Source organism: Solibacillus sp. FSL W8-0474 (genome assembly GCF_038004065.1).
GTDB classification, from domain to species: Bacteria; Bacillota; Bacilli; order Bacillales_A; family Planococcaceae; genus Solibacillus; species Solibacillus faecavium.
This window is the reverse complement of the sequence record NZ_JBBOQJ010000001.1, coordinates 1,177,328-1,197,571: the sequence shown is the minus strand read 5'-3', so window position 1 is coordinate 1,197,571 and position 20,244 is coordinate 1,177,328. Positions and strand designations below refer to the sequence as shown.

The 20,244-nt window shown below is 38.2% G+C and carries 20 protein-coding genes; all 20 read right to left on the bottom strand.

The annotated features are described in order from the left end of the window. Nucleotides 1–25 precede the first annotated feature (25 nt). The 20 genes from NYE67_RS05810 to dnaJ all read right to left on the bottom strand — a co-directional run bounded on the left by NYE67_RS05810 (nucleotide 26) and on the right by dnaJ (nucleotide 19,815). The gene (locus tag NYE67_RS05810) at nucleotides 26–262 is read right to left on the bottom strand and encodes an RNA methyltransferase (RefSeq protein WP_191698307.1); all 237 of its coding nucleotides are present in this window, start codon (nucleotides 260–262) and stop codon (nucleotides 26–28) included. 55 nt (nucleotides 263–317) lie between these two features. After that, nucleotides 318–860 (bottom strand): hypothetical protein, encoded by a 543-nt coding sequence (locus NYE67_RS05805; protein ID WP_340728796.1) that lies wholly within the window; start codon nucleotides 858–860, stop codon nucleotides 318–320. 137 nt (nucleotides 861–997) lie between these two features. Next, nucleotides 998–1,468 (bottom strand): hypothetical protein, encoded by a 471-nt coding sequence (locus NYE67_RS05800; protein ID WP_340729461.1) that lies wholly within the window; start codon nucleotides 1,466–1,468, stop codon nucleotides 998–1,000. A gap of 23 nt (nucleotides 1,469–1,491) precedes the next feature. Continuing rightward, entirely contained in the window at nucleotides 1,492–2,499 is a 1,008-nt protein-coding gene (gene floA / locus NYE67_RS05795; protein WP_191698309.1) for a flotillin-like protein FloA, read from the bottom strand. Then, a complete protein-coding gene (locus NYE67_RS05790) occupies nucleotides 2,496–3,830 on the bottom strand; it encodes an NfeD family protein (RefSeq protein WP_340729460.1) in 1,335 nt (444 codons plus the stop codon). Before NYE67_RS05790 ends, floA begins: the two co-directional genes overlap by 4 nt. Before the next feature lie 256 nt (nucleotides 3,831–4,086). After that, entirely contained in the window at nucleotides 4,087–4,170 is an 84-nt protein-coding gene (locus tag NYE67_RS20780) for an RNA polymerase factor sigma-54 (protein ID WP_445683382.1), read from the bottom strand. Between the two features lie 371 nt (nucleotides 4,171–4,541). Continuing rightward, on the bottom strand, nucleotides 4,542–4,715 hold the full coding sequence (rpsU, locus tag NYE67_RS05785; RefSeq protein ID WP_004227078.1) for a 30S ribosomal protein S21: 174 nt from the start codon (nucleotides 4,713–4,715) through the stop codon (nucleotides 4,542–4,544). Nucleotides 4,716–4,825: 110 nt separating this feature from the next. Further along, entirely contained in the window at nucleotides 4,826–5,494 is a 669-nt protein-coding gene (deoC, locus tag NYE67_RS05780) for a deoxyribose-phosphate aldolase (RefSeq protein ID WP_340728799.1), read from the bottom strand. Nucleotides 5,495–5,588: 94 nt separating this feature from the next. Then, nucleotides 5,589–6,122: an adenylate cyclase gene (locus NYE67_RS05775; RefSeq protein WP_340729459.1), complete on the bottom strand. Its 534-nt coding sequence runs from the start codon at nucleotides 6,120–6,122 to the stop codon at nucleotides 5,589–5,591. Nucleotides 6,123–6,141: 19 nt separating this feature from the next. After that, nucleotides 6,142–6,606 (bottom strand): hypothetical protein, encoded by a 465-nt coding sequence (locus tag NYE67_RS05770; RefSeq protein ID WP_340729458.1) that lies wholly within the window; start codon nucleotides 6,604–6,606, stop codon nucleotides 6,142–6,144. A 156-nt stretch (nucleotides 6,607–6,762) separates the two neighbouring features. Next, the gene (gene mtaB / locus NYE67_RS05765) at nucleotides 6,763–8,112 is read right to left on the bottom strand and encodes a tRNA (N(6)-L-threonylcarbamoyladenosine(37)-C(2))-methylthiotransferase MtaB (RefSeq protein ID WP_191698314.1); all 1,350 of its coding nucleotides are present in this window, start codon (nucleotides 8,110–8,112) and stop codon (nucleotides 6,763–6,765) included. Nucleotides 8,113–8,345: 233 nt separating this feature from the next. Continuing rightward, entirely contained in the window at nucleotides 8,346–9,761 is a 1,416-nt protein-coding gene (locus tag NYE67_RS05760; RefSeq protein WP_340729457.1) for a glycosyltransferase family 2 protein, read from the bottom strand. A 5-nt stretch (nucleotides 9,762–9,766) separates the two neighbouring features. Next, on the bottom strand, nucleotides 9,767–10,810 hold the full coding sequence (locus NYE67_RS05755) for a HEAT repeat domain-containing protein (protein ID WP_340729456.1): 1,044 nt from the start codon (nucleotides 10,808–10,810) through the stop codon (nucleotides 9,767–9,769). 1 nt (nucleotide 10,811) lies between these two features. Continuing rightward, on the bottom strand, nucleotides 10,812–11,666 hold the full coding sequence (locus NYE67_RS05750; protein ID WP_340729455.1) for a response regulator transcription factor: 855 nt from the start codon (nucleotides 11,664–11,666) through the stop codon (nucleotides 10,812–10,814). Between the two features lie 26 nt (nucleotides 11,667–11,692). Beyond that, on the bottom strand, nucleotides 11,693–13,885 hold the full coding sequence (locus NYE67_RS05745) for a hypothetical protein (protein WP_340729454.1): 2,193 nt from the start codon (nucleotides 13,883–13,885) through the stop codon (nucleotides 11,693–11,695). A 446-nt stretch (nucleotides 13,886–14,331) separates the two neighbouring features. After that, the gene (locus NYE67_RS05740) at nucleotides 14,332–14,946 is read right to left on the bottom strand and encodes a PH domain-containing protein (RefSeq protein ID WP_340728808.1); all 615 of its coding nucleotides are present in this window, start codon (nucleotides 14,944–14,946) and stop codon (nucleotides 14,332–14,334) included. Nucleotides 14,947–15,016: 70 nt separating this feature from the next. Next, entirely contained in the window at nucleotides 15,017–16,594 is a 1,578-nt protein-coding gene (locus NYE67_RS05735) for a phytoene desaturase family protein (protein WP_340729453.1), read from the bottom strand. Between the two features lie 336 nt (nucleotides 16,595–16,930). Further along, nucleotides 16,931–17,674 (bottom strand): 16S rRNA (uracil(1498)-N(3))-methyltransferase, encoded by a 744-nt coding sequence (locus NYE67_RS05730; RefSeq protein ID WP_340728810.1) that lies wholly within the window; start codon nucleotides 17,672–17,674, stop codon nucleotides 16,931–16,933. 66 nt (nucleotides 17,675–17,740) lie between these two features. After that, nucleotides 17,741–18,679 carry a 50S ribosomal protein L11 methyltransferase gene (gene prmA, locus NYE67_RS05725; protein WP_191702461.1) on the bottom strand — a complete coding sequence of 313 codons (939 nt, stop codon included), beginning with the start codon at nucleotides 18,677–18,679 and terminating at the stop codon, nucleotides 17,741–17,743. A 14-nt stretch (nucleotides 18,680–18,693) separates the two neighbouring features. Continuing rightward, nucleotides 18,694–19,815 carry a molecular chaperone DnaJ gene (dnaJ, locus tag NYE67_RS05720; RefSeq protein ID WP_340728811.1) on the bottom strand — a complete coding sequence of 374 codons (1,122 nt, stop codon included), beginning with the start codon at nucleotides 19,813–19,815 and terminating at the stop codon, nucleotides 18,694–18,696. Nucleotides 19,816–20,244 lie beyond the last annotated feature (429 nt).

Below are 20,244 nucleotides of genomic sequence, written 5' to 3'. Positions count from 1 at the left end.
GTGATAAGCTTTTTATAAGGTTTTTTCATTTTTTTATTCGCTCAATCGTTAATTTTTCAAGCTTGCTGCAATGAATTAAAAAACCCTCCTCAAACAGATGCATAACTTCCAGCTCACCGGCACGAATATGCATAGTAAAATCCTTCGTACGACAGTTATATTCAGTTGGAGATACATCTCCTACTGTATAGTACCCGTCATACCGGATATCCATAAAAGAGGTGATTTGTAATTTATTATTTACAGGAAATAATTTTCTCAATAAAAAGCCTCCTTTTTACGTCACTATATGCTACGGAAAAAGAAGGCATGTGTAGTTATTTAATTGGAATTTCCCAATTTGATGAGTCTCCAAGTGCATCACCGGAGCTTTCACTGTCCGGCTCTTTAAACACTGCCGGAGCTTGTAAATTTAAAGATTCATTTTTATTGTATTGTTCCTCAGGAATTAAATAAACAACGGTAAAATTCGTTTTCATTTGCGGATTCACTAAAATCTGTCCATCGCCAACAGTAGATGAAATCTGCTCAATTTTCACATTTTCCGGAGTTTCTATATCGAAATGAGGTGTATAATAAACCATTTGCTCAAAGTCGTTGTGGATCTCCCCGCTTACTTCAAGAAGATAATCACCAGATTGCAAATTGGTAGATTGTTCTAGCATTTCACTATTAGTTACCTTTTGAATTTGATAGTCTAATGAAACTGTTACCCCTTCCAGATTATGCGAAATTATCTCATCATTTTCGTAAACAACATTTGTTTCGTCTGCATCTGTAAGGCTCTCATCACTAGTATTCCCGCAAGCTGCTAAAAATAACACACTCATTATCATGACGTTAAACCATACACTTTTCATTTATATTCCCCCTCTCATCATCTATATACCCACTTTTTATGACATTCAATAGTAATTATATTCCGCCCGTTACTTGTTTAACTCAAAAAAGACTACCTATTTCTACGTAATTTCCGCAGTAATAGGTAGTCTTATAATTATCTTCTTCTTGACTTCGGTGGACCCAAAACTTCTGTCATAATGACCGCTTGCATTAAGTCACGCTGACTAGTCGGCACTACCTGGAATGCTTCAGCCTCTTTTTTTGCCAATGCAACGATTGGACGTTCCTTTAATGAACGCGCACTATTTGGATTGTCTATACGTGCATCAGTTATAACTCGCTTTGCCTCTATAACAGGCTTTTCTACTTGTTTAGGAAGCTCTTGAGTCACTTTTTGTGCAACTGGCTTTGCCTTTTCATTAAGCTGACCAAATACCTCATTTGCAAAGTCCTCTAAAGATTTCGGACGTCTTTGCTCGGTTCTTTGTTCTACTTCCTGTTTTCGAGGAGCAGGTTGACTGCTAAATGGTGGCATCTGATTTGATTCTTTCTTTTGCTGTTCTTTTCCTTTACCTAACAAGGAACTGACAACAAATATAATAATCATTATGATAAGTCCTTCCATCTAGTGCTCACTCCCTTCCTCGATTATTTATTCTTTGGATCCTGGTTTTCGTTATTTGAAACTTTTGAAATAGAATCACGCATAGATGTGTCTGCCTGAACATTTTTATAGTTCATATAATCCATGATACCAAAGTTACCCGAACGAAGCGCTTCTGCTAGAGCCATAGGAACTTCTGCCTCTGCTTCTACTACTTTCGCTTTCATCTCTTGAACTTTTGCAATCATTTCCTGCTCACTTGCAACGGCCATCGCACGACGTTCTTCCGCTTTTGCCTGTGCAATGTTTTTATCTGCTTGTGCTTGCTCAATTTGAAGCTCGGCACCGATGTTTTTACCGATATCAACGTCTGCAATATCAATCGATAGAATTTCGAAAGCTGTACCAGAGTCTAAACCTTTAGAAAGAACTGTTTGAGAGATTAAATCTGGATTTTCAAGTACTTTTGAATGCGATTCACTAGAACCTAATGTCGATACGATACCTTCACCTACACGGGCAACGATCGTCTCTTCACCAGCACCGCCGACTAAGCGGTCTAAGTTAGCACGCACTGTAATACGCGCTTTTGCTTTTACTTCAATACCGTTCATTGCAACACCTGCGATGAATGGTGTTTCAATAACTTTAGGGTTTACCGACATTTGTACTGCTTCTAAAACGTCACGTCCAGCTAAATCAATCGCTGCTGCACGTTCGAAAGTTAACTCAATATTTGCACGGTGTGCCGCGATTAATGCATTTACTACGCGGTCAACATTACCACCTGCTAAATAGTGGGATTCTAGTTGGTTAATTGTTACGTCCAAACCTGCTTTATGTGCTTTAATTAACGGATTCACGATACGTGAAGGGATTACCCGACGTAAACGCATCCCGATTAATGTGAAAATACTTACTCTTACACCTGCTGCAAGTGCACTAATCCATAGTGCGACTGGAACAAATGTGAAAAATACTGCTAGGATGACAAATGCAATAATTAATCCAATAATTAATGTAATGGTTCCTGCATCTTCAAACATACTCATACTTCTTCTCCACCTTTTCCAATAAATTCTCTCACGACAATACGCGAGCCTTCTACTTTCACTATTTCCACTGTTTTACCAGCATCAATATAGCCACCTTGTGTCACGACATCAAGACGATCTTGACCAACCAAAACTGTACCTGATGGACGCAACGGTGTAATAGATTGACCTACCTTGCCTATCAATTCAATTCGGTTCGTATTTGAAACATAGCCTTCTTCCGTCAACGTAGCATCTCTCAGTACGAGACGATTAAACATATGCAACTTTTTCCCGAAGAATTTCATAAGTATCACCATTCCTATACCTGCAATTATCATTGCAATTAAAATCGAATATGCCATATGGGCGAAGCTTTCCCCTGCAAAAAGTAAACTTCCAATAATTAGTGCGCCCCCGATGATACCTAAAATGCCACCTGGTACAAACAGCTCGGCAATGACTAAAATTAGTCCGATGACGAAAATGATTAGTGTTTCATATCCTGCAAATCCTGCAATGAGATGACCAAAGAAAAACATACCTAATGAAGCAAGCCCCATTGACCCGGCAAGACCAAAGCCAGGCGAGTACAACTCTACTACTAATCCAATACTGGCAATCGACAACAGTATAGGAACAATTATCGGATTGGTAATAAAGCGTGCAAGTTTTTCTGCAAATGTTTGCTCTACCTTTACAACTTCACTATCCTGAAGCTGCAGTGTTTTAAGCAGTGCATCAATGGAAGCAACTGTTCCTTCAGAGTAATTCACCTTTTCGGCATCTTCAGCAGTCAATGTAAGAAGCTTTCCTTTCGGGGCTCTCAACTCTGGTAAATCAAAGTCATTTCTGACCATTGCCTGGGCAAATTTCGGATCCCGTCCGGAGTTTTCAGCAGCTGACGTCATTTTTGCAAGCCAATCGCTTTCTGCTTTTTCACCAGCTGTATTTCCAGCAGAATCAATAACCGCCGCTGCTCCCATTGTCGCATTAGGCGTCATATAAATTTTATCCGCATGTAATGCGATGAACGCACCTGCAGACAGCGCATCAGAATTGATGAAAGCGATAATCGGTATATCCGTATTATCCATTAGCCTGCCAATTTCAGAAGCCGCAGCGACAAATCCACCCGGTGTGTGCATATTGAGGATAATTGCCTCCGCATTATTGCTTTTCGCCTCATCAAATCCGCGCTTTAAATGCTCGACTAACCCTTTTTCAATTTCATTGTTAACCGATATTTCATATACTTTACCATTCGCAAATGCTGTTAAAGAAGGAAATACTAATACGAATGACATGACCATTAGAAAAATCCAACTAAAGATCTTTGTTCGTTTCATTATTCTCACCTCTCTTTGCTAAATTGTATGTATAGTAGGTATACGGATGAAAAGATAAAAGGTTTCAAAAAAGTTAACTTTTATCTGCGCCTTTTTCAAAATGGCTCCTCACCGTTTTATTATACGCTAAATCAAACACAAAATTAATAATTTTCTATAAATTGCAATAAAAACCCTCATTTACGGTTAAAATATTCTCATTCGTAAATAAAAAAGAACCCGTTTAATTAGATTCTACTAAACAGGCTCATCTTATTCATGCATATACTCTTTTTGTTGAAATCGGGATTGTTAGGCTTTCTCTATATTTTGTAATAGTTCTACGCGATATTGGGCGCATCACCATAACATGGGGAAGATTTTCTAATAAGATTTCACTTGATTGATTGGTGGGCTAAGGCAAGACAGCGCTAAAGCCACGTGATACGCGTCTTTATCACTGTCTTTATTGCCGTTTGCGAGGCATTTTACCCTCCAACCAAGCCGCTTGCGCTATCGCGAGGCGGCGGAGAGCGGAAATGCTATGTTTTATATCTTCATTTTTGCGGAAATGTGTTTATGCCAAAGCAGAACGGACTTTATTAAAAAATCTTTTTTGTAATAAAATAAATAACCCCCAAGCCACATAAGTAGCTTGGGGGTTATATCATTTGTCTGCTCAGTTAAATCTGAAAATTGCGTGTTATGAACGTAGGGTTTTTACAGGGAAAATTACCACTTACGTTTACGTGCAGCTTCTGATTTCTTTTTACGCTTAACGCTAGGTTTTTCGTAGAACTCGCGCTTTCTAACTTCCTGAATTGTACCTGATTTTGATACAGTACGTTTGAAGCGACGAAGAGCATCTTCAAGCGATTCGTTTTTGCGAACGACAGTTTTTGACATCTCTCTTTCCCTCCCTCCGAACACACGTCAATACAATCATCAACATTTAGATAATGTGTACTAAAGTAGTATAGCTTATCATTGAAAAAGAGTCAACAAAAACTATCTATTTAGTAATTTGAATCTGATTTTAAACCATTCATGATAGCAACACCAGATGACGCGCCGATTCGAGTAGCTCCATTATCAATCATATTTTGCATATCTTCAAGGCTGCGAACTCCGCCTGATGCTTTTACACCAAGGTCCGGACCAACTGTTTTACGCATTAAAGCGATATCTTCCGCCGTAGCTCCACCTGTTGAAAAACCAGTAGAAGTTTTCACGAAATCAGCACCTGCTTCAACTGCCAATTCACATGCTTTTACTTTTTCCTCATCTGTTAAAAGACAAGTTTCAATGATAACTTTTACTAACGTACCATTTGCAGCGTCTACTACTGCTTTAATATCGTTACGAACTAAATCGAAGTCTCCATCTTTTAATGCACCGATGTTGATGACCATGTCGATTTCACCGGCACCATTAGCAATCGCGTCTTTTGTTTCAAAAGCTTTTACTGCTGAAGTTGTAGCACCTAATGGGAAACCAATTACTGTACATACTTTAACTTCTGTACCAGCTAATTGATCTGCACTGAACTTCACCCATGTAGGGTTTACACATACTGAAGCAAAACCGTATTCCTTCGCTTCTGCACAGATTTGTTGTACCTGTTTTTTTGTAGATTCAGCTTTTAATAAAGTATGATCGATCATTACCGCATAATTTTGAGTCATTGTATCATTACTCCTTTTAATGTTTCTTTAGTTGTCCGTACATCTTCTAGTTTAGCATTTTTTTTATCCGAGTTAAATTGTCAGACAACTAAAATTATTCATCGGAATATGCAAATTCTGTACGTATGATTTTCTCTTCCAGTTGTTCACCTGAGTTCAGCAAATACCGGATTCTCAATTCAGGCTGATGGCGATTTGCCAATTGATAAGTTAATATATTTTTTATTAAATGTTCCTGCGCTAGTTCAAATGATTCCTGCTTCAATAGGGTATTATCCGATAAGGTAATTTCCCACTCCGAATACAGGTCATTTGACGTTATACTAGTGACCGCCTCTTCTGAACTTTTACCGCTTACCTCTTTATATTCTTCAAGAAATTGCTCCGTCTGCTCGGCAATTTCACTAAGCTGTTGTTCGTTCATCTGTAACGAGACAACCCCATCCGGCTGTATCGTCTTTTGAACTTCCGAAGCCTTATATTCAATATTCAGCGATCCATAATCCCGCGCCACTTCTGGAGGTATATTTACTTCTACAGTTGGCAGTGCTATTTCGGTTTGAACTTCATTTTGCTCTGTGCAACCATATAAAACAAATAACATAGCAAGCATCCATATCCATTTCATATAAATTGCTCCACCTTCTTTATCTAGATTCCGGATAAAACCGTTGCTCAAATACTAGTTTTGTCATGTCATCAAGATAATATACTTGTACACCGATAGATTTACGACTATAAATCTGAAATTTTATGGCATCCTCCACTATGCTTATTTCCAGCATTTCAGCCAAAATGTCGTGATCAAATAATTCCCGCTTCACTGTAAATCTAAGTTCAGATAAATCTTCATTGTACTCAAATGCTCCAAAAGCCTCTACTTCCGGTCTTACTCCCCGCTCCACCTCAATGCGGAAATCTTCAATTGTCCTGGAAAATTCATCGATTGCTCCCAACCTTACTGACTCTTCCATATAAATTAGTAAACGGTCCTCTTTTAACTCATAGTGTAGAATTCTTGATGGATCGAAATTTTTGAATTGATGTATATTCCCAATAACCCCATCCGGTATTTCCACGATAGATAATTTCGCCAGCTGCTCTTGTCCCATTTCCCATCCTCCGTCCATCATAAATGACCAATACCCTCTTTTATTTAGAATATGCGAATAGTAATAAAACTAAGAAGTCTTTTGGACAGGTATTTTATAAAATAATAAAAAAAGGGCTGCATAAAAGTTTTAAAACTTCTATACAACCCTTTATATTTAATTTAATAATTCTTCTAAAACACGAACGAATTGCCCTTCGTTATATGGATAGCCTGCTTTTGTAACTTTCACTTTTACAAGCTGACCAATCATATCCTCAGTGCCCTCAAAAATAACTTTTAAATAGTTTGTTGTGTAGCCAACATATAGATTTTCATTATCTCCATCTTTGAAGCGCTCTTCAGGAATCACTTCTAGCACTTCGCCTTCAAAACGAGACGCATATTCTTTTGCCAATTGATCGTTTAATGCAATTAGGCGGTGAACGCGTTCGTTTTTAATTTCCTCATCCACTTGGTCGTCCATTCTCGCAGCAGGTGTGCCTGTACGCTGTGAGTAAGGGAATACGTGAAGTTCAGAAAATTTATGGTCGCGAATGAAATTAAATGTTTCCATAAACTCTTCTTCCGTTTCGCCTGGGAATCCTACGATTACGTCAGAAGTAACAGCTAAATCAGGTAACGCAACTTTCAGCTTCTCAAGACGCTCTGCGAAAAATTCCATCGTGTATTTACGACGCATACGTTTTAATACTGTATCAGAACCTGATTGAATCGGAATGTGTAAATGGTTTACTACAATCTCAGAGTTTTGCAGTACTTCAATTACTTCATCCGTTAATTGCGATGCTTCAATAGAAGAAATACGTAAACGTTTCAAGCCTTTAACTTGAGCTTCCAAGTCACGTAACAGCTGTGCTAAGTTATAGTCTTTGAAGTCTTGTCCGTATCCGCCAGTGTGAATACCTGTTAGGACGATTTCTAAATAACCTGCATCTACAAGCTGCTGTGCTTGGCGAATAACTTCTTCCGGATCACGTGAACGCATTAAGCCGCGCGCCCAAGGAATAATACAGAACGTACAGAAGTTGTTACAGCCTTCCTGAATTTTCAGCGATGCACGTGTACGGTCCGTAAATGCCGGTACATCCAATTCTTCATACACACGATTTTTCATAATATTACGTACAGCATTAATTGGCTGACGTTCATTACGGTATTGCTCGATATAGCCAAGCATTTTATCGCGGTCCTGTGTACCTACGACAATATCAACACCTGGAATGGCCATAATCTCAGCCGGTGATGTTTGTGCATAACAGCCTGTAACACAAATTACCGCATCCGGATTTTGGCGTATTGCACGGCGGATAACTTGGCGGGACTTTTTATCCCCAGTATTCGTTACTGTACATGTATTAATAACATAAACGTCCGCCTGATGATCAAACTCCGTACGCTCATATCCCTGATCTTTAAATAATTGCCAAATGGCTTCTGTTTCATAGTGGTTTACTTTACACCCTAATGTATGTAGAGATACGGTTTTCGTACGTTCGTAACTCATAATTTATATCATCCTTTCAAGGTTACACTTATCAATTTGCCAGTGGCATAGTTTTTAATTAGCTAAATGCAGATAAAATATCAACGTGTTTTATAATAGCACAAAACGCTATGTAAAGCCTATCTTTTTAACCTTCATGTTTTATAATTTGCCCATAGAAAAAGACTTTTAAAACGCGTATTTCATCTTAAAAGTCCTTTTCCATAATAACTACTCTTAAATTACAAGATTGACTACTTTTGTAACCCGGAGCGCTTTAAGCTTCCCCAGTCATTTTTGCCTCTTAAAAAGTACCAGAATCCTTGTAGGCGGAAAATAACCATTAGCGGACGGAACCAGAAAACTTCCGATAAAGAATACAATAATAGTTTCACGGAATCACGGATACGTGGATAAGTGCCCATACTCCATGCTTCCAGTAAAATAGAAAACATTGAAATAACTGTACTGTAAATTAAAAACAGCACAAACAAAGTAAGAGCTGATTCCAAATATATATTCCCTATGACTAATGATAAAATGACATACATATATCCGAGTAGCTCAACAATCGGACCGATTAATTCTATAAATACAAAATAGGGAACAGATATGAGACCGATTTGTTTATATTTTGGATTGAGTAACATCCCGCGGTTCAGCATGAGGCTACTTAACAGTCCCTGATGCCACCGTCTACGCTGTGTTTTTAAATCCTTTAAATTATCGGGTGCTTCTGTCCAGCATACCGGGTCGGGAATAAATTCAATGGATTTTTTTATTTTATTCTTTAATAAATAGTTGTGCAGCCGGACGACCAGTTCCATATCCTCGCCAATCGTATTCTTATTGTAACCGCCGACTTTTATTGTATATTCTTTCGAAAAGACACTAAACGCACCTGAAATAATTAATAATAAATTAAAGCGGCTCAGCGCAATTCTCCCCATATAAAATGCACGTAAATATTCGATAATCTGCATGACGACAATTGGATTATTCGGTACAACCGATTTCAATACACTGCCGTACTCAATTTCTGAACCGTTTGCTATACGCACACTTCCCCCTGCAGCAATGACCTTCCCGTTAGACGAGACAATTGGCTTCATCACTTGCAGCAATGATTTAGACGATAAAATCGAATCTCCATCAATTGAGCAAAAATAAGGAAACCTTGATACATTAATGCCTGCGTTTAAAGCATCTGCCTTTCCGCCATTTTCCTTGTCTACTAAAACAATATTATAATGGAGCTTTGACTGGTAGATGCCCCTGATTTCCGCTGTCGGTAGCTGAGTTTGTACGGTCCGGAAAACAGGCTCCATCTGAAAGGCGTCAATTACTATCTGCAATGTCGAATCTTTCGAACCATCATTTACAATGACAATTTCATATTGCGGGTATTCAAGCGTCAATAATGATTGAACCGTACTGATAATGCCGATTTCTTCATTATAAGCAGGAACAATAATTGATACAGGCTTCGAGTAAACGGCATTCAAATTTACCTTACTTTCCAAATGTTTATCCAAGTTCCTGTCTTTTCTCAACTGAAAAAAAGCAAAGATCAACATTAATATATAGACCATAATTACTAATAACATATATATAAAGATTAATGAACTGAACACTTCGTTAAACCAATAAAGTATTGTTTCTGAATTCATTCTCATCACCCTAACTTCATGACTTCCCTTGCTATATCCGCCGCATACGAATCTTCTTTACTGTCGATTATTTGCTGCAATATTACTTTTCCCTTTGGCATATTCAATAAAGATAAGGCCGCCTGTTTACGTACTTTCCAGTTTGAATCAGCTATTAATCGCTGGAGATTTTGATAAGATTGCTCTTCTTTTGCAAACCGCAAAATTCTCGCCATCATCAGCCGCTCTTCCCAGCTAGTAGAAGCGACAAAGTGCTCATACCGTTGCAGATCCGAAATCATTCCAAACGAGGCAATTGCTTTTAGAACTCGAATTCTTAACTCCTGATTATCCGATGTTAACAAACGCTCATAAAAAGAGAGCGAATCATTACTTACATTTGTGCTTAAACTCAGATAATCAAGAAGAGCAAGTTTCAGCACCATTGGCAAGGTATCAAAATGGTTTGTGAAATAGTCGATATAGCTATCATCAATCGTCGACAACAACAATTTATATTCATAGTCATCAAACGGTAATCTCGGTTGATAAACATGGGCAAAAAACATATTACGATTATATTTTGCGACTACCCGCAACATTAGTAAATATTCTTCCATGTCATAATCGCGTTTATTTCTTAAATGTTGCTCAATGATCGGTACTAAAAAATCCAGTTCCATCAATAATGTACGTTGTAATACATTCAAACGGACCGATCGATCACGGCTTTTTATTTGCTCTATATAATAGTCCTGCATATTCAAGGAAGCGTATTCGGAAACTTTCGTATGAATCGCCTCGTTGTTGACCGTTGTCAAATATGAAATAAATAAATGATCAATGGCCTTCATTGAAATTTTATTTTCCGGTCGGTGATCAAATGGCTCATTATAAACAAGATATTTATACCATCCAGTTTTATATCGTTCGAAATATGCATTCATCTTTTCATTGATCCGATCTCTTTCCATCCCTTTATAGACTAAATACAAAAATATACAGAAAATAACGATCAGCATCATAATGCCGATAATAACTGTCCCAATTAGAAATTGACGATCAATCATATTAATGCAACCTTCTCAGATGATTTTTGATCCAAATCTCAAGTATTTTCAAGTTAAAGGGACGGACAAAGTAAGCATCAGCACCATTTTCAAGGCAGTAAAGCTGGGCTTCTTCAGAATTACGAGTTGATATAAATAAAATCAAATATTTTTGCTCATTAGGTAAACCGCGCAAATAATGCAATACTTCAAAGCCATTTTTCCTCGGTAAAATATCATTTAGTACAACGATATGAGGATGCTCACTTCGATACCAGTTTGATTCGGTAAATTCAAGTCCGTCATTAAACACTCGGACCTCCAAATTCTGTTCATCGGTTTCTAAATTATGAAACAGATTCGAAAAAATAGATTGGGTAATATGGTCATTTTCTACGATGCTTACTTTCATCTTGATTTGCTCTTTTTCAAGAAAATAAGGAATGGCTACCATTTGTGTATGCGAAAAATCCAGGTCCATTACCTTTGATTCTCCAGCTTCCAGTATTTCTTCAAGTGAATGCGTAGAATTGGCAATTTCCGCAATTACTGCTACTAGCGGCATGTTTAATGGGTTCATCGAGGTTTGAAGCCGGCTTAGAAATGACTTGGATTCCATTTCTTTGCTGATCGACAGTACTAAAATGACATATTGTTTTGACTCATGGGTAAACACAAAATCTGATTTCCGTAAATTCCCTTCTACTAACCGGTAAAACTCTTCGTAACTCACAGCAGATTCCTCTGAATATTTCACGAAAACAAACGTAAAATGAATGCCCTTTTTTCTTATATAAGCTAGCTGCAAATTATAGAGATTCTTTAAATCCTGGTAATTTTCAATCCCCTCACTAAATTGATTCTTCGTTACCTTCACCTGTGTTCCCCCCTATTCTTCATGATTTATTGAATATTTGAGAATTTTTCCTGCAAAATATAATACGATTCTTTCAAACGTTCTTTGTATTCCGGAAGAGCCCATTCTTCCCATTTATAGCTTTTTAGGTCTGACTTATTATCCGGAACACTCAGCTTCACTTCTTCATTTTCGATAAGTAATAGTCCCACTTCAATCCCATCTGTAATTTCCGTTGTCATCTCCTCATTCGCATACAAATCAGCCCATACTTCCCGACGGCTAGGATCAGTAAAATTCAGCAATAGCCAAGGAATACGGATTTCCACTATTCCTTCCTCTTCATTGATTTCATAATCGGCAAGTGAATCGTAATCACGGCTCTCTGGGTTACCGTTTCCTTTCCTCAGCTTTCCAGTCTCGTATTTTTCGAATGGATATGTCTCGTTGAGTATTGGAATCGTCAGCTGTTTATTCAGTGCATACTCAATCGGATTAAATTGCCCACTGTTTTTTTGCGTTACACCTTCAAAAGGAACTTGCTCTAAACGTTCACCATATAGCTTCTGAAACAGATCATAGTAGGCATCCACTTCGATTCTGCTATTTTCCTCATCTTTAATCGTGAGGACAAAATCCGCTTCATTTAACAGCGGGTAACCTTTATATAAAGAATTCCCTTGATTTTTTACTGTACTGAAGTAAATCAATGGATAATAATCATTTGAAAATTCCACATCTTTTGCATCTAGCCGTAAATATAAATAACGTTCATCGGAATCCATATACATGTTCAGCTGTTCGGTTTCATACATCGGTTTTTTACCTGACCAGTCCGATATGTCCCCATCCACTTTTATTTTCAATGTATCAAAACTGAGCAGTCCGAATTGCTGTTCATTCGTTTGCGCATTTGACCAAAACGGCCGTTGATCCGGATTATCGAGATCCATCGTATTCCATGTCCGTTTGAACCATTCATCCTGCCAGGAGAATACTAAACCACCAAGCATGCCTTCGTGCAGAATATCTTCATAGAGACTGACTAAATATTCCCCTTGCTGTTGTTCGTTAACAAAGCCCTGATTCCAGCCAAACGGATTTTTATGGGTCAATCCGCGCGAAGCCGGTATCCCAAATTCCGATATTAAAATCGGCAATCTATGAGCTTTCTTCAGATCATTTAAATAAGCGGCATAGTTATTTGGATTACCGCGATGGTCAATATACTGCGAATATTCAGGGGTAAAGTTCATGAAATCAGGGTAATACGGATACACATGATAATTTGCAAATTGTCCAACATGCTGAAGTTCGTTTTTTTCATAAATAACATTTGGGTTTACCGACGCTATATCTTCCTCGTCACTCGGTTCATACGGATGGTCCAGTAAATCAGTCGTGACCCAATTCGTAAAACTGAAAGGACGCATCCAACTGTATTCCTCTATTTCGTACTTGGCGGCATACTCCATTTGTTCAGCAAGCCATATTTCAAATGGTGATGCGCCCTTTGTCTCAAAATACTGGCCGTCAAACTGAGGCTTACCTTCATATTTTTCATTTACTGAAAGAACTGCATGTGGATACCATTCGATACCGATCATCCATCCTATTACATATGGAGCAACATTGGCAGTATAGTTCCCCGATGCATGACCAGGCTGATGTTCGATTTCTGCATTGCCGTGAAGAATATCGATAATATCTTTTATTTCCTTTTGGAACTTTTCCGTCGGTTCACCATATACATCCAAATGCTCAACTACCGGTTCTTCTTCCAGCCATACGCCATGGAACAAGTAAATCGGTTGTTCATGCGACAAATTGTATTCAAGCAATGCTTCATAAAATGCAGGTGGATGAATTGTGTAAATTCGAATCGCGTTGGCATGCATTTCACCGATGGACTTAAACCAACCCGAATAATCTTCCTTTGAAATGCCAGCTTCACCCGGGAAAAGGCCGGGTTTAGCCATACCGATATTCACCCCTTTAATCGTGACTTTCTGCCATTTACCGTTTTGCAACACTTCATATGTATCATTCAATACCCGAGCATTATAGGCCACCCCCTGCTCGTAAACCGGTTCAACCGATGTTCCTGCTATTTGTTTTGAGTTCGTGGAATCCATAGTTACATCATCACTTTCTGAAACGGATTTATTATTCATGAAATAGATCACTACCGGAACCGAAATAAAAAGCAGCACTCCGAAGAAAAGCGACCTTTTTTTCATCAACATCACCTGCCATTATTCAAAATATATAAAAAGGGAAAGAATTCCTTTACTGTTTCTCTTCCCCTAAAGTTCGGACAGAAAACAGAAAAGGTGATAGAAAAGAAAACACTCATTTCTATGAAAGAAAAAATTCATATTGTCGACAAAAGGTCTCGAGAGACGAACTCTCGAGACCTTTTATCTTTTTATTATAAATTTTAATTAGATGCTTAGCTGAAAGAAGTTGTTCAATCGTCCCTATTTAAAGTGATAAATAAGTTGATTGGAGTGTAGGGACCGTGACTCCACCGGGAATGGCACGCGCGGAAGATCCACTAAATTGTGCCTGCCGTTGTAGGCACAATTTAGTTAGCTGGAGCCGTGCCCGGGGAAAGCATCGGTCCCGGAACGGAAATCAACGGTTCAGTGTTAAGATAATTTTTAAACAAACACTTTTTAAGAGGTTAATTATTAATATATTTTTCGAAAACATCTCCAAAATCTTTCTTCACAAATGCTTTCTTTTGATCAATGAGCCAGCTGTGTGAAAATGACGTAATTTCTTTAAATGCCTCTGCCGGAGAAACTCCATCAGCACCGGTACGTCCAAGTGAAGAAGCTGCCAAATTCAGGCTCTGTTTTGCTGCATCCATATTGAAGGAATTCGCTTTTTGTTCCATTGATATAGCATGGAGTGCTTTATATAAATCCTTTATTTCAGTTAAATACTTTTTATGAATATCGATGCTCAAAGGATTATTACCGATGACAAATTTAATTTCTACGTCTAAATCAATTGTACCCGCCGTTTCCAGCAATACTTCATCAATAGCGAAATACTCATAGTCATAGCGACGAAGCATACGCTTTTTACTAATTGCATTAGCACCGTCTACGTGGATTAATGCATAGTTTGTAAAGCAATATTCGTCAGCTTTCGTTTTAATTAGAAAATAGATCTTTTCATCCATTTCATTAAAAATAAAATCATCTGCATCTGTCTTGTCAAAATCTTCTCTTGAAATAACTACACCAATATCAGATAAGCCTAAAGCATCTGAAGCAAATTTTTTAAACATTTTAGCGCCTCCTTTAATTGCATACATTGTTATACGTATTACACAATTAAAAGTTCCAAAAATACGATTATTAGTTCATATGGATTGCTGCAGGCTGATGCGCTAAATCCTTATCCTTACGTACCGGTTTATAATGTTCAACTTTCGGTAATGGTTTAACTGGATGAAGCGGCTGCTTATGTTCCTTCAATATTCCATTGGCTGTAATACGCGCAGATTCCAAAATAATCGGCAAGCCGCTTCCCGGATGCGTGCCCCCACCTACTAGCCAACAATGGTCAAGCTCTTCAAATTTATTACGCGGACGGAATACAAGCATTTGCGATAATTGGTGCCCCAAGTTGAACGTTGCCCCTTTATACACATGAATGTCTCGTTCCCAGTCAGCCGGTGAAATGATACGCTCTTCTTCGATATATTCTCTAATATCTGTAATCCCCAATTTATCCGATACCATATTCAAAATTAAATCTTTGAATGGAGCAGTTATTTTTGACCAGTCAATTCCACTTGTATTGTTCGGTACCGGTACTAAAATATAAAGAGTCGACTTTCCATCCGGCGCTACTGTATCGTCTGTAACAACTGCATTTTGAATATAAATGGAAGGATCTTCAGATAATAGCTTTGTTTTCGTAATTTCCTCAACATTTTTACGATAGTCTTTTGCAAACCAAATTGTATGATGCGGAAGATCAAAGCGTTTATTTACACCTAAATACAGCATAAACGTCGAACATGAGTATTGCTTTTTCTCCAATTTTTCAGGCGTATATTTTTTTAATACACCAGGCTCTACTAATTTAGTCATGGCATTGGCAAAATCCCCATTAATAATCACTTCATCCGCTACAATCTCCTGACCATCCTCGAGCAGTAAGCCTGTCACCTTTTTCCCACTTACTTTTAATTTTTTCACACCGCTATTCAGGTGGATTTTCCCACCTAATTCAGTCACGACTTTAGCCATCGCATCCGTTAATTTATTGATACCACCTTTAATATGGTAAACACCGAATGCATGCTCTATATACGATAGGATCGAAAAGGCACCCGGGCTTTCCCACGGAGACATCCCCAAATATTTCGCCTGGAATGTAAAGGCTAGCTGTAAATCTTCATCTTTATAGAACTTCGACAATGTATCTACAAGCGAGTTGCCGATTTCTAATTCCCCAGCAGCTTTTAGCACTTTCGGATTCAATAAATCTGTCATTCGATTCATAGGAGCTTGTAAAACAGGTGCGAGAACTTCCAATTTCTTTTGAGTACGCTCCATATAACGTTCATAGCTGCCTTCATTTCCTGGGAAAAGTTCATCGATTTGACGAATCATTTCGTTTGCATCACGTGTCATATTGATCTTTTTATCATGAAAAATCAATTGATACATTGGATTTAAATCAATTAAATCTACATAATCGTTTATATTCCGTCCCGTTAACTCGAAAATTTCCTCCGCAATATAAAGCATGTTTAAAAATGTAGGTCCCATATCGAACTTATATTCACCAATTTTAATTTCACTTGTACGCCCACCTACATAGGCCTGTTTCTCATAAATTGTTACGTCATAGCCTTTATGTGCCATTAACATCGCTACCGCTAATCCACCAGGTCCAGCACCTACTACCGCAATTTTTTTCATCTCTACTGCCTCCTTTTACCCCAAGCATTGGACAATGATTAAAATAAATAATTAAATGTTGTACAACGTTAGCAACTTTCTTCATTGCCCTATTACTTTATTTGAATATTAATCGCTAAAGTAGCGACTTATAGCATGATATTTCACGTTAGACTGTTATTAATATATCCATCACCTTTAAAAAGGCTACAAATGTTATACAAACATTGTACAATTAATACGTGTGATTATACAAGTAAAAATTTCGAATTTGAGATAAAATTAATCAAATAGGACTAATCCATTCATACAAAAAAGGATTGATTCGAAAGTTACCTTTCAAATCAATCCCTTTTTTTATTCAAATTCGTAAGAAATGGCTGCTAAAGCATAAAATGGCGCTGTTTCTGTTCGCAATATACGAGGACCGAGTGACATTGTTTGGGCACCCGCTTCAATCAGTACCTTTGATTCATTGCGGGAAATTCCACCTTCCGGACCAAAAATACATAGAATGCGCAATTCCTTATTTGTATTAAGTGATTGAAGCTTTTGTTTAAAGCTCGTCCGGTTTTCCAATTTAGCATCTTCTTCATCTGCAATAAAAATCACATCATAGTTAACGAACTTTTGTATAAGCTGTTTAAAACTTATCGGCTCTTCCACTTGCGGTATATGTGTACGGTGTGATTGCTCCGCAGCCTCCTGCGCAATTTTCTGCAGGCGTTCTTGGTTTTTTTTCGCTTTTTTCGCATCCCATTTTACAATAGAGCGCTCTGCCGCAAACGGAATCATTCCATACATCCCTAATTCCGTCGCTTTTTGTGCGATAAGCTCCAGTTTATCCCCTTTTGGCAACCCACATGCGATATCCACCTTTATAGGCATTTCCGGTGATGGAATCGTTTGTCCGGTCTTTTTGACACGTACATCCTGGTCAATCTCCACAATTTCACAGATATTCGCTACATTTTCATGGACAATGATGATTTCTTCCCCGACTGCCATCCTCATGACTTTACTAATGTGACGTGCATTTTCACCTGTTACGACAAATTCATTTTCATTATTTCCGGCTGATTCAATAAAATACCGTTGCATCGTGTTCACTCCTTGTTATACAAAAACAACAGCTGCACAAAACAGCTGTTGTTCTCTGAAATTCAATTAAGGACGGCGCGAAATAATCGCTACCCAGTCTTCCATCATTAGAACTTCTTCAATTTCGAAGCCGGATTTTTCCAACGCTTCTTTTACTTCATCTTTTTTTGCACCAATGATTCCTGAAGTAACATAAAGTCCACCAGGTTTCACAATTGAAAATGCGTCATCAGTAAATGACATAATGATTTCCGCTAAAATATTCGCCACTACAATATCGGCAGGCTCCTTAACGGTATCCAATAAGTTGCCGTGGAATACTTCAACAATAGCATCCATTTTATTTAATTCCACATTTTCACGTGCTGCTCTAACAGCTACTTCATCCAAATCCAGTGCATGCACTTTTTCCGCTCCAAGCATCGCAGCACCGATCGATAGGACACCTGATCCTGTACCAACATCGATAACTGTATGGCCTTGCTGTACAACTTTTTCAAGCGCTTGCAGACACATAACAGTAGTTGGGTGCGTCCCTGTACCAAACGCCATGCCAGGATCTAGTTCAATGATTAATTCGTCCGTTGATACTGGTTTGTAGTCTTCCCAAGTCGGTACGATTGTAAAGCGCTCAGAAATTTTTACGGGATGGTAATATTGTTTCCATGCCGTTGACCAATCTTCCTCATCTACTTCACAAAGCGTTAAAATATTTTCACCAATATTTATATCAAAGTTTACAAGGTTTGCAATTGCAAGCTTAATTTCTTCGATTGTCTCCGCCAAGAAGCTTGAAGCTGATAAATAGGCTTTTACAATGACACCTGTTTTTGGGAAGTCTTCTGGATTCAGCGCATAAATCTCACCAAATTTATCGATTCTTTCCTTATCTAGTTCTTTTGAATCTTCAATTACTACACCACTTGCACCAGCTTCATGCAAAATGTTCGTCACTGCATCAACGGCCTCATGCGTCGTTAAAATCGAAAGTTCTGTCCATTTCACTTGCAATACACTCCTTAGTCGCCTTTAATTTTTTTCTTAATCTTATCGAATAGTGAACTACCTTGTTCTTCCGGAATGTCACCACTGATTTCAGCAAATTCTCGTAATAACTGCTTTTGTTTTTCTGTTAATTTAGTAGGTGTGACAACTTTAACGATTACGTATTGGTTACCCATGCCATAGCCGTGTACATTTTTTACACCTTTGTCTTTTAGACGGAATTGCGCTCCTGATTGAGTACCAGCCGGAATTTTCAGCTTCACTTTACCATGGATTGTCGGTACTTCTATTTCATCCCCTAATGATGCTTGAGGGAATGTTAAGTTTAGTTCATATAAAATATCGTCGCCATCACGTTCAAAATGTTCGTGCTTACGTACAGCAAAGATAATGTATAAATCTCCCGCCGGACCGTTGTTGTAGCCTTCTTCACCTTGACCTGCCACTCGTAGTTGTTGACCATCATCAACACCTGCAGGGATTGTAATTTTGATTTTTTTCTTTTTCGTGATGCTACCTGTACCTCGACATGGTGTACATTTATCCACGATAATTTTCCCTTGACCACGGCAACTTGGACATGAGCGTTTATTTACCATACGGCCAAATGGTGTATCAACCGCTTGATTAATTTGACCTGCACCATTACATTGTGAACATGTTTGAGGCTGTGTACCTGGTTTTGCACCTGAACCGTGACATGTATCGCACGTTTCCTCTTTCGGAATTTCGATTTCTGTTTCTTTTCCGAATACTGCCTCTTCAAATGTAATATTCATGCGGAATTGCAGATCGTCACCTTTACGTGGTGCATTCGGGTCTTGACGTCGACCGCCACCAAAGAATGAACTGAAAATATCCTCGAAGCCGCCAAATCCGCCGCCTCCACTGAAGCCACCGCCTCCAAAGCCAGCATTCGGATCTTCATGACCAAACTGATCGTAGCGGGCACGCTTTTGATCATCAGATAGCACTTCATATGCTTCAGCTACTTCTTTGAACTTTACGTCTGCCCCCTCTTCTTTGTTTAAATCAGGGTGATACTGTTTTGATAATTTTCGGTACGCTTTTTTTATTTCATCTTTACTTGCACCTTTACTTAGGCCAAGCACTTCATAGTAATCACGCTTACTCATTGTTCACTCTCCGCTCTTTTTACATAACGTCTATTTTAGCATGTTGAAAAAATGATGTATACCTTTTGCTATCTTACTTTTTATATATAGTGGGTGTTATTTAATATGGTCCAATACTTTCACGGGGCACGGCTTGAGGGTATCGAGTATTCTCAAGCGTACTTTCCTACTTCAAATGAGATTGGCGAAATAAGGGAAGGGTTTTCCGTTATTTGTTGAAGGCCTTTATTTTAAGAGAAAATAGCGGTAATTTTTTCCTTTATTCATAAAAAAGTCGTTATTATCTTACTTTTTAGCTTAATAACGGTAATTCGTTCCGTTATTTATGGCTTTTTTTATGATTTTTCTAAAATAACGGAAATTAATTCCTCTATTTTCCGTCGTGCCATGGGATTGGCGAAATGATTCAAAATAAGGGGAGGTTTTTCC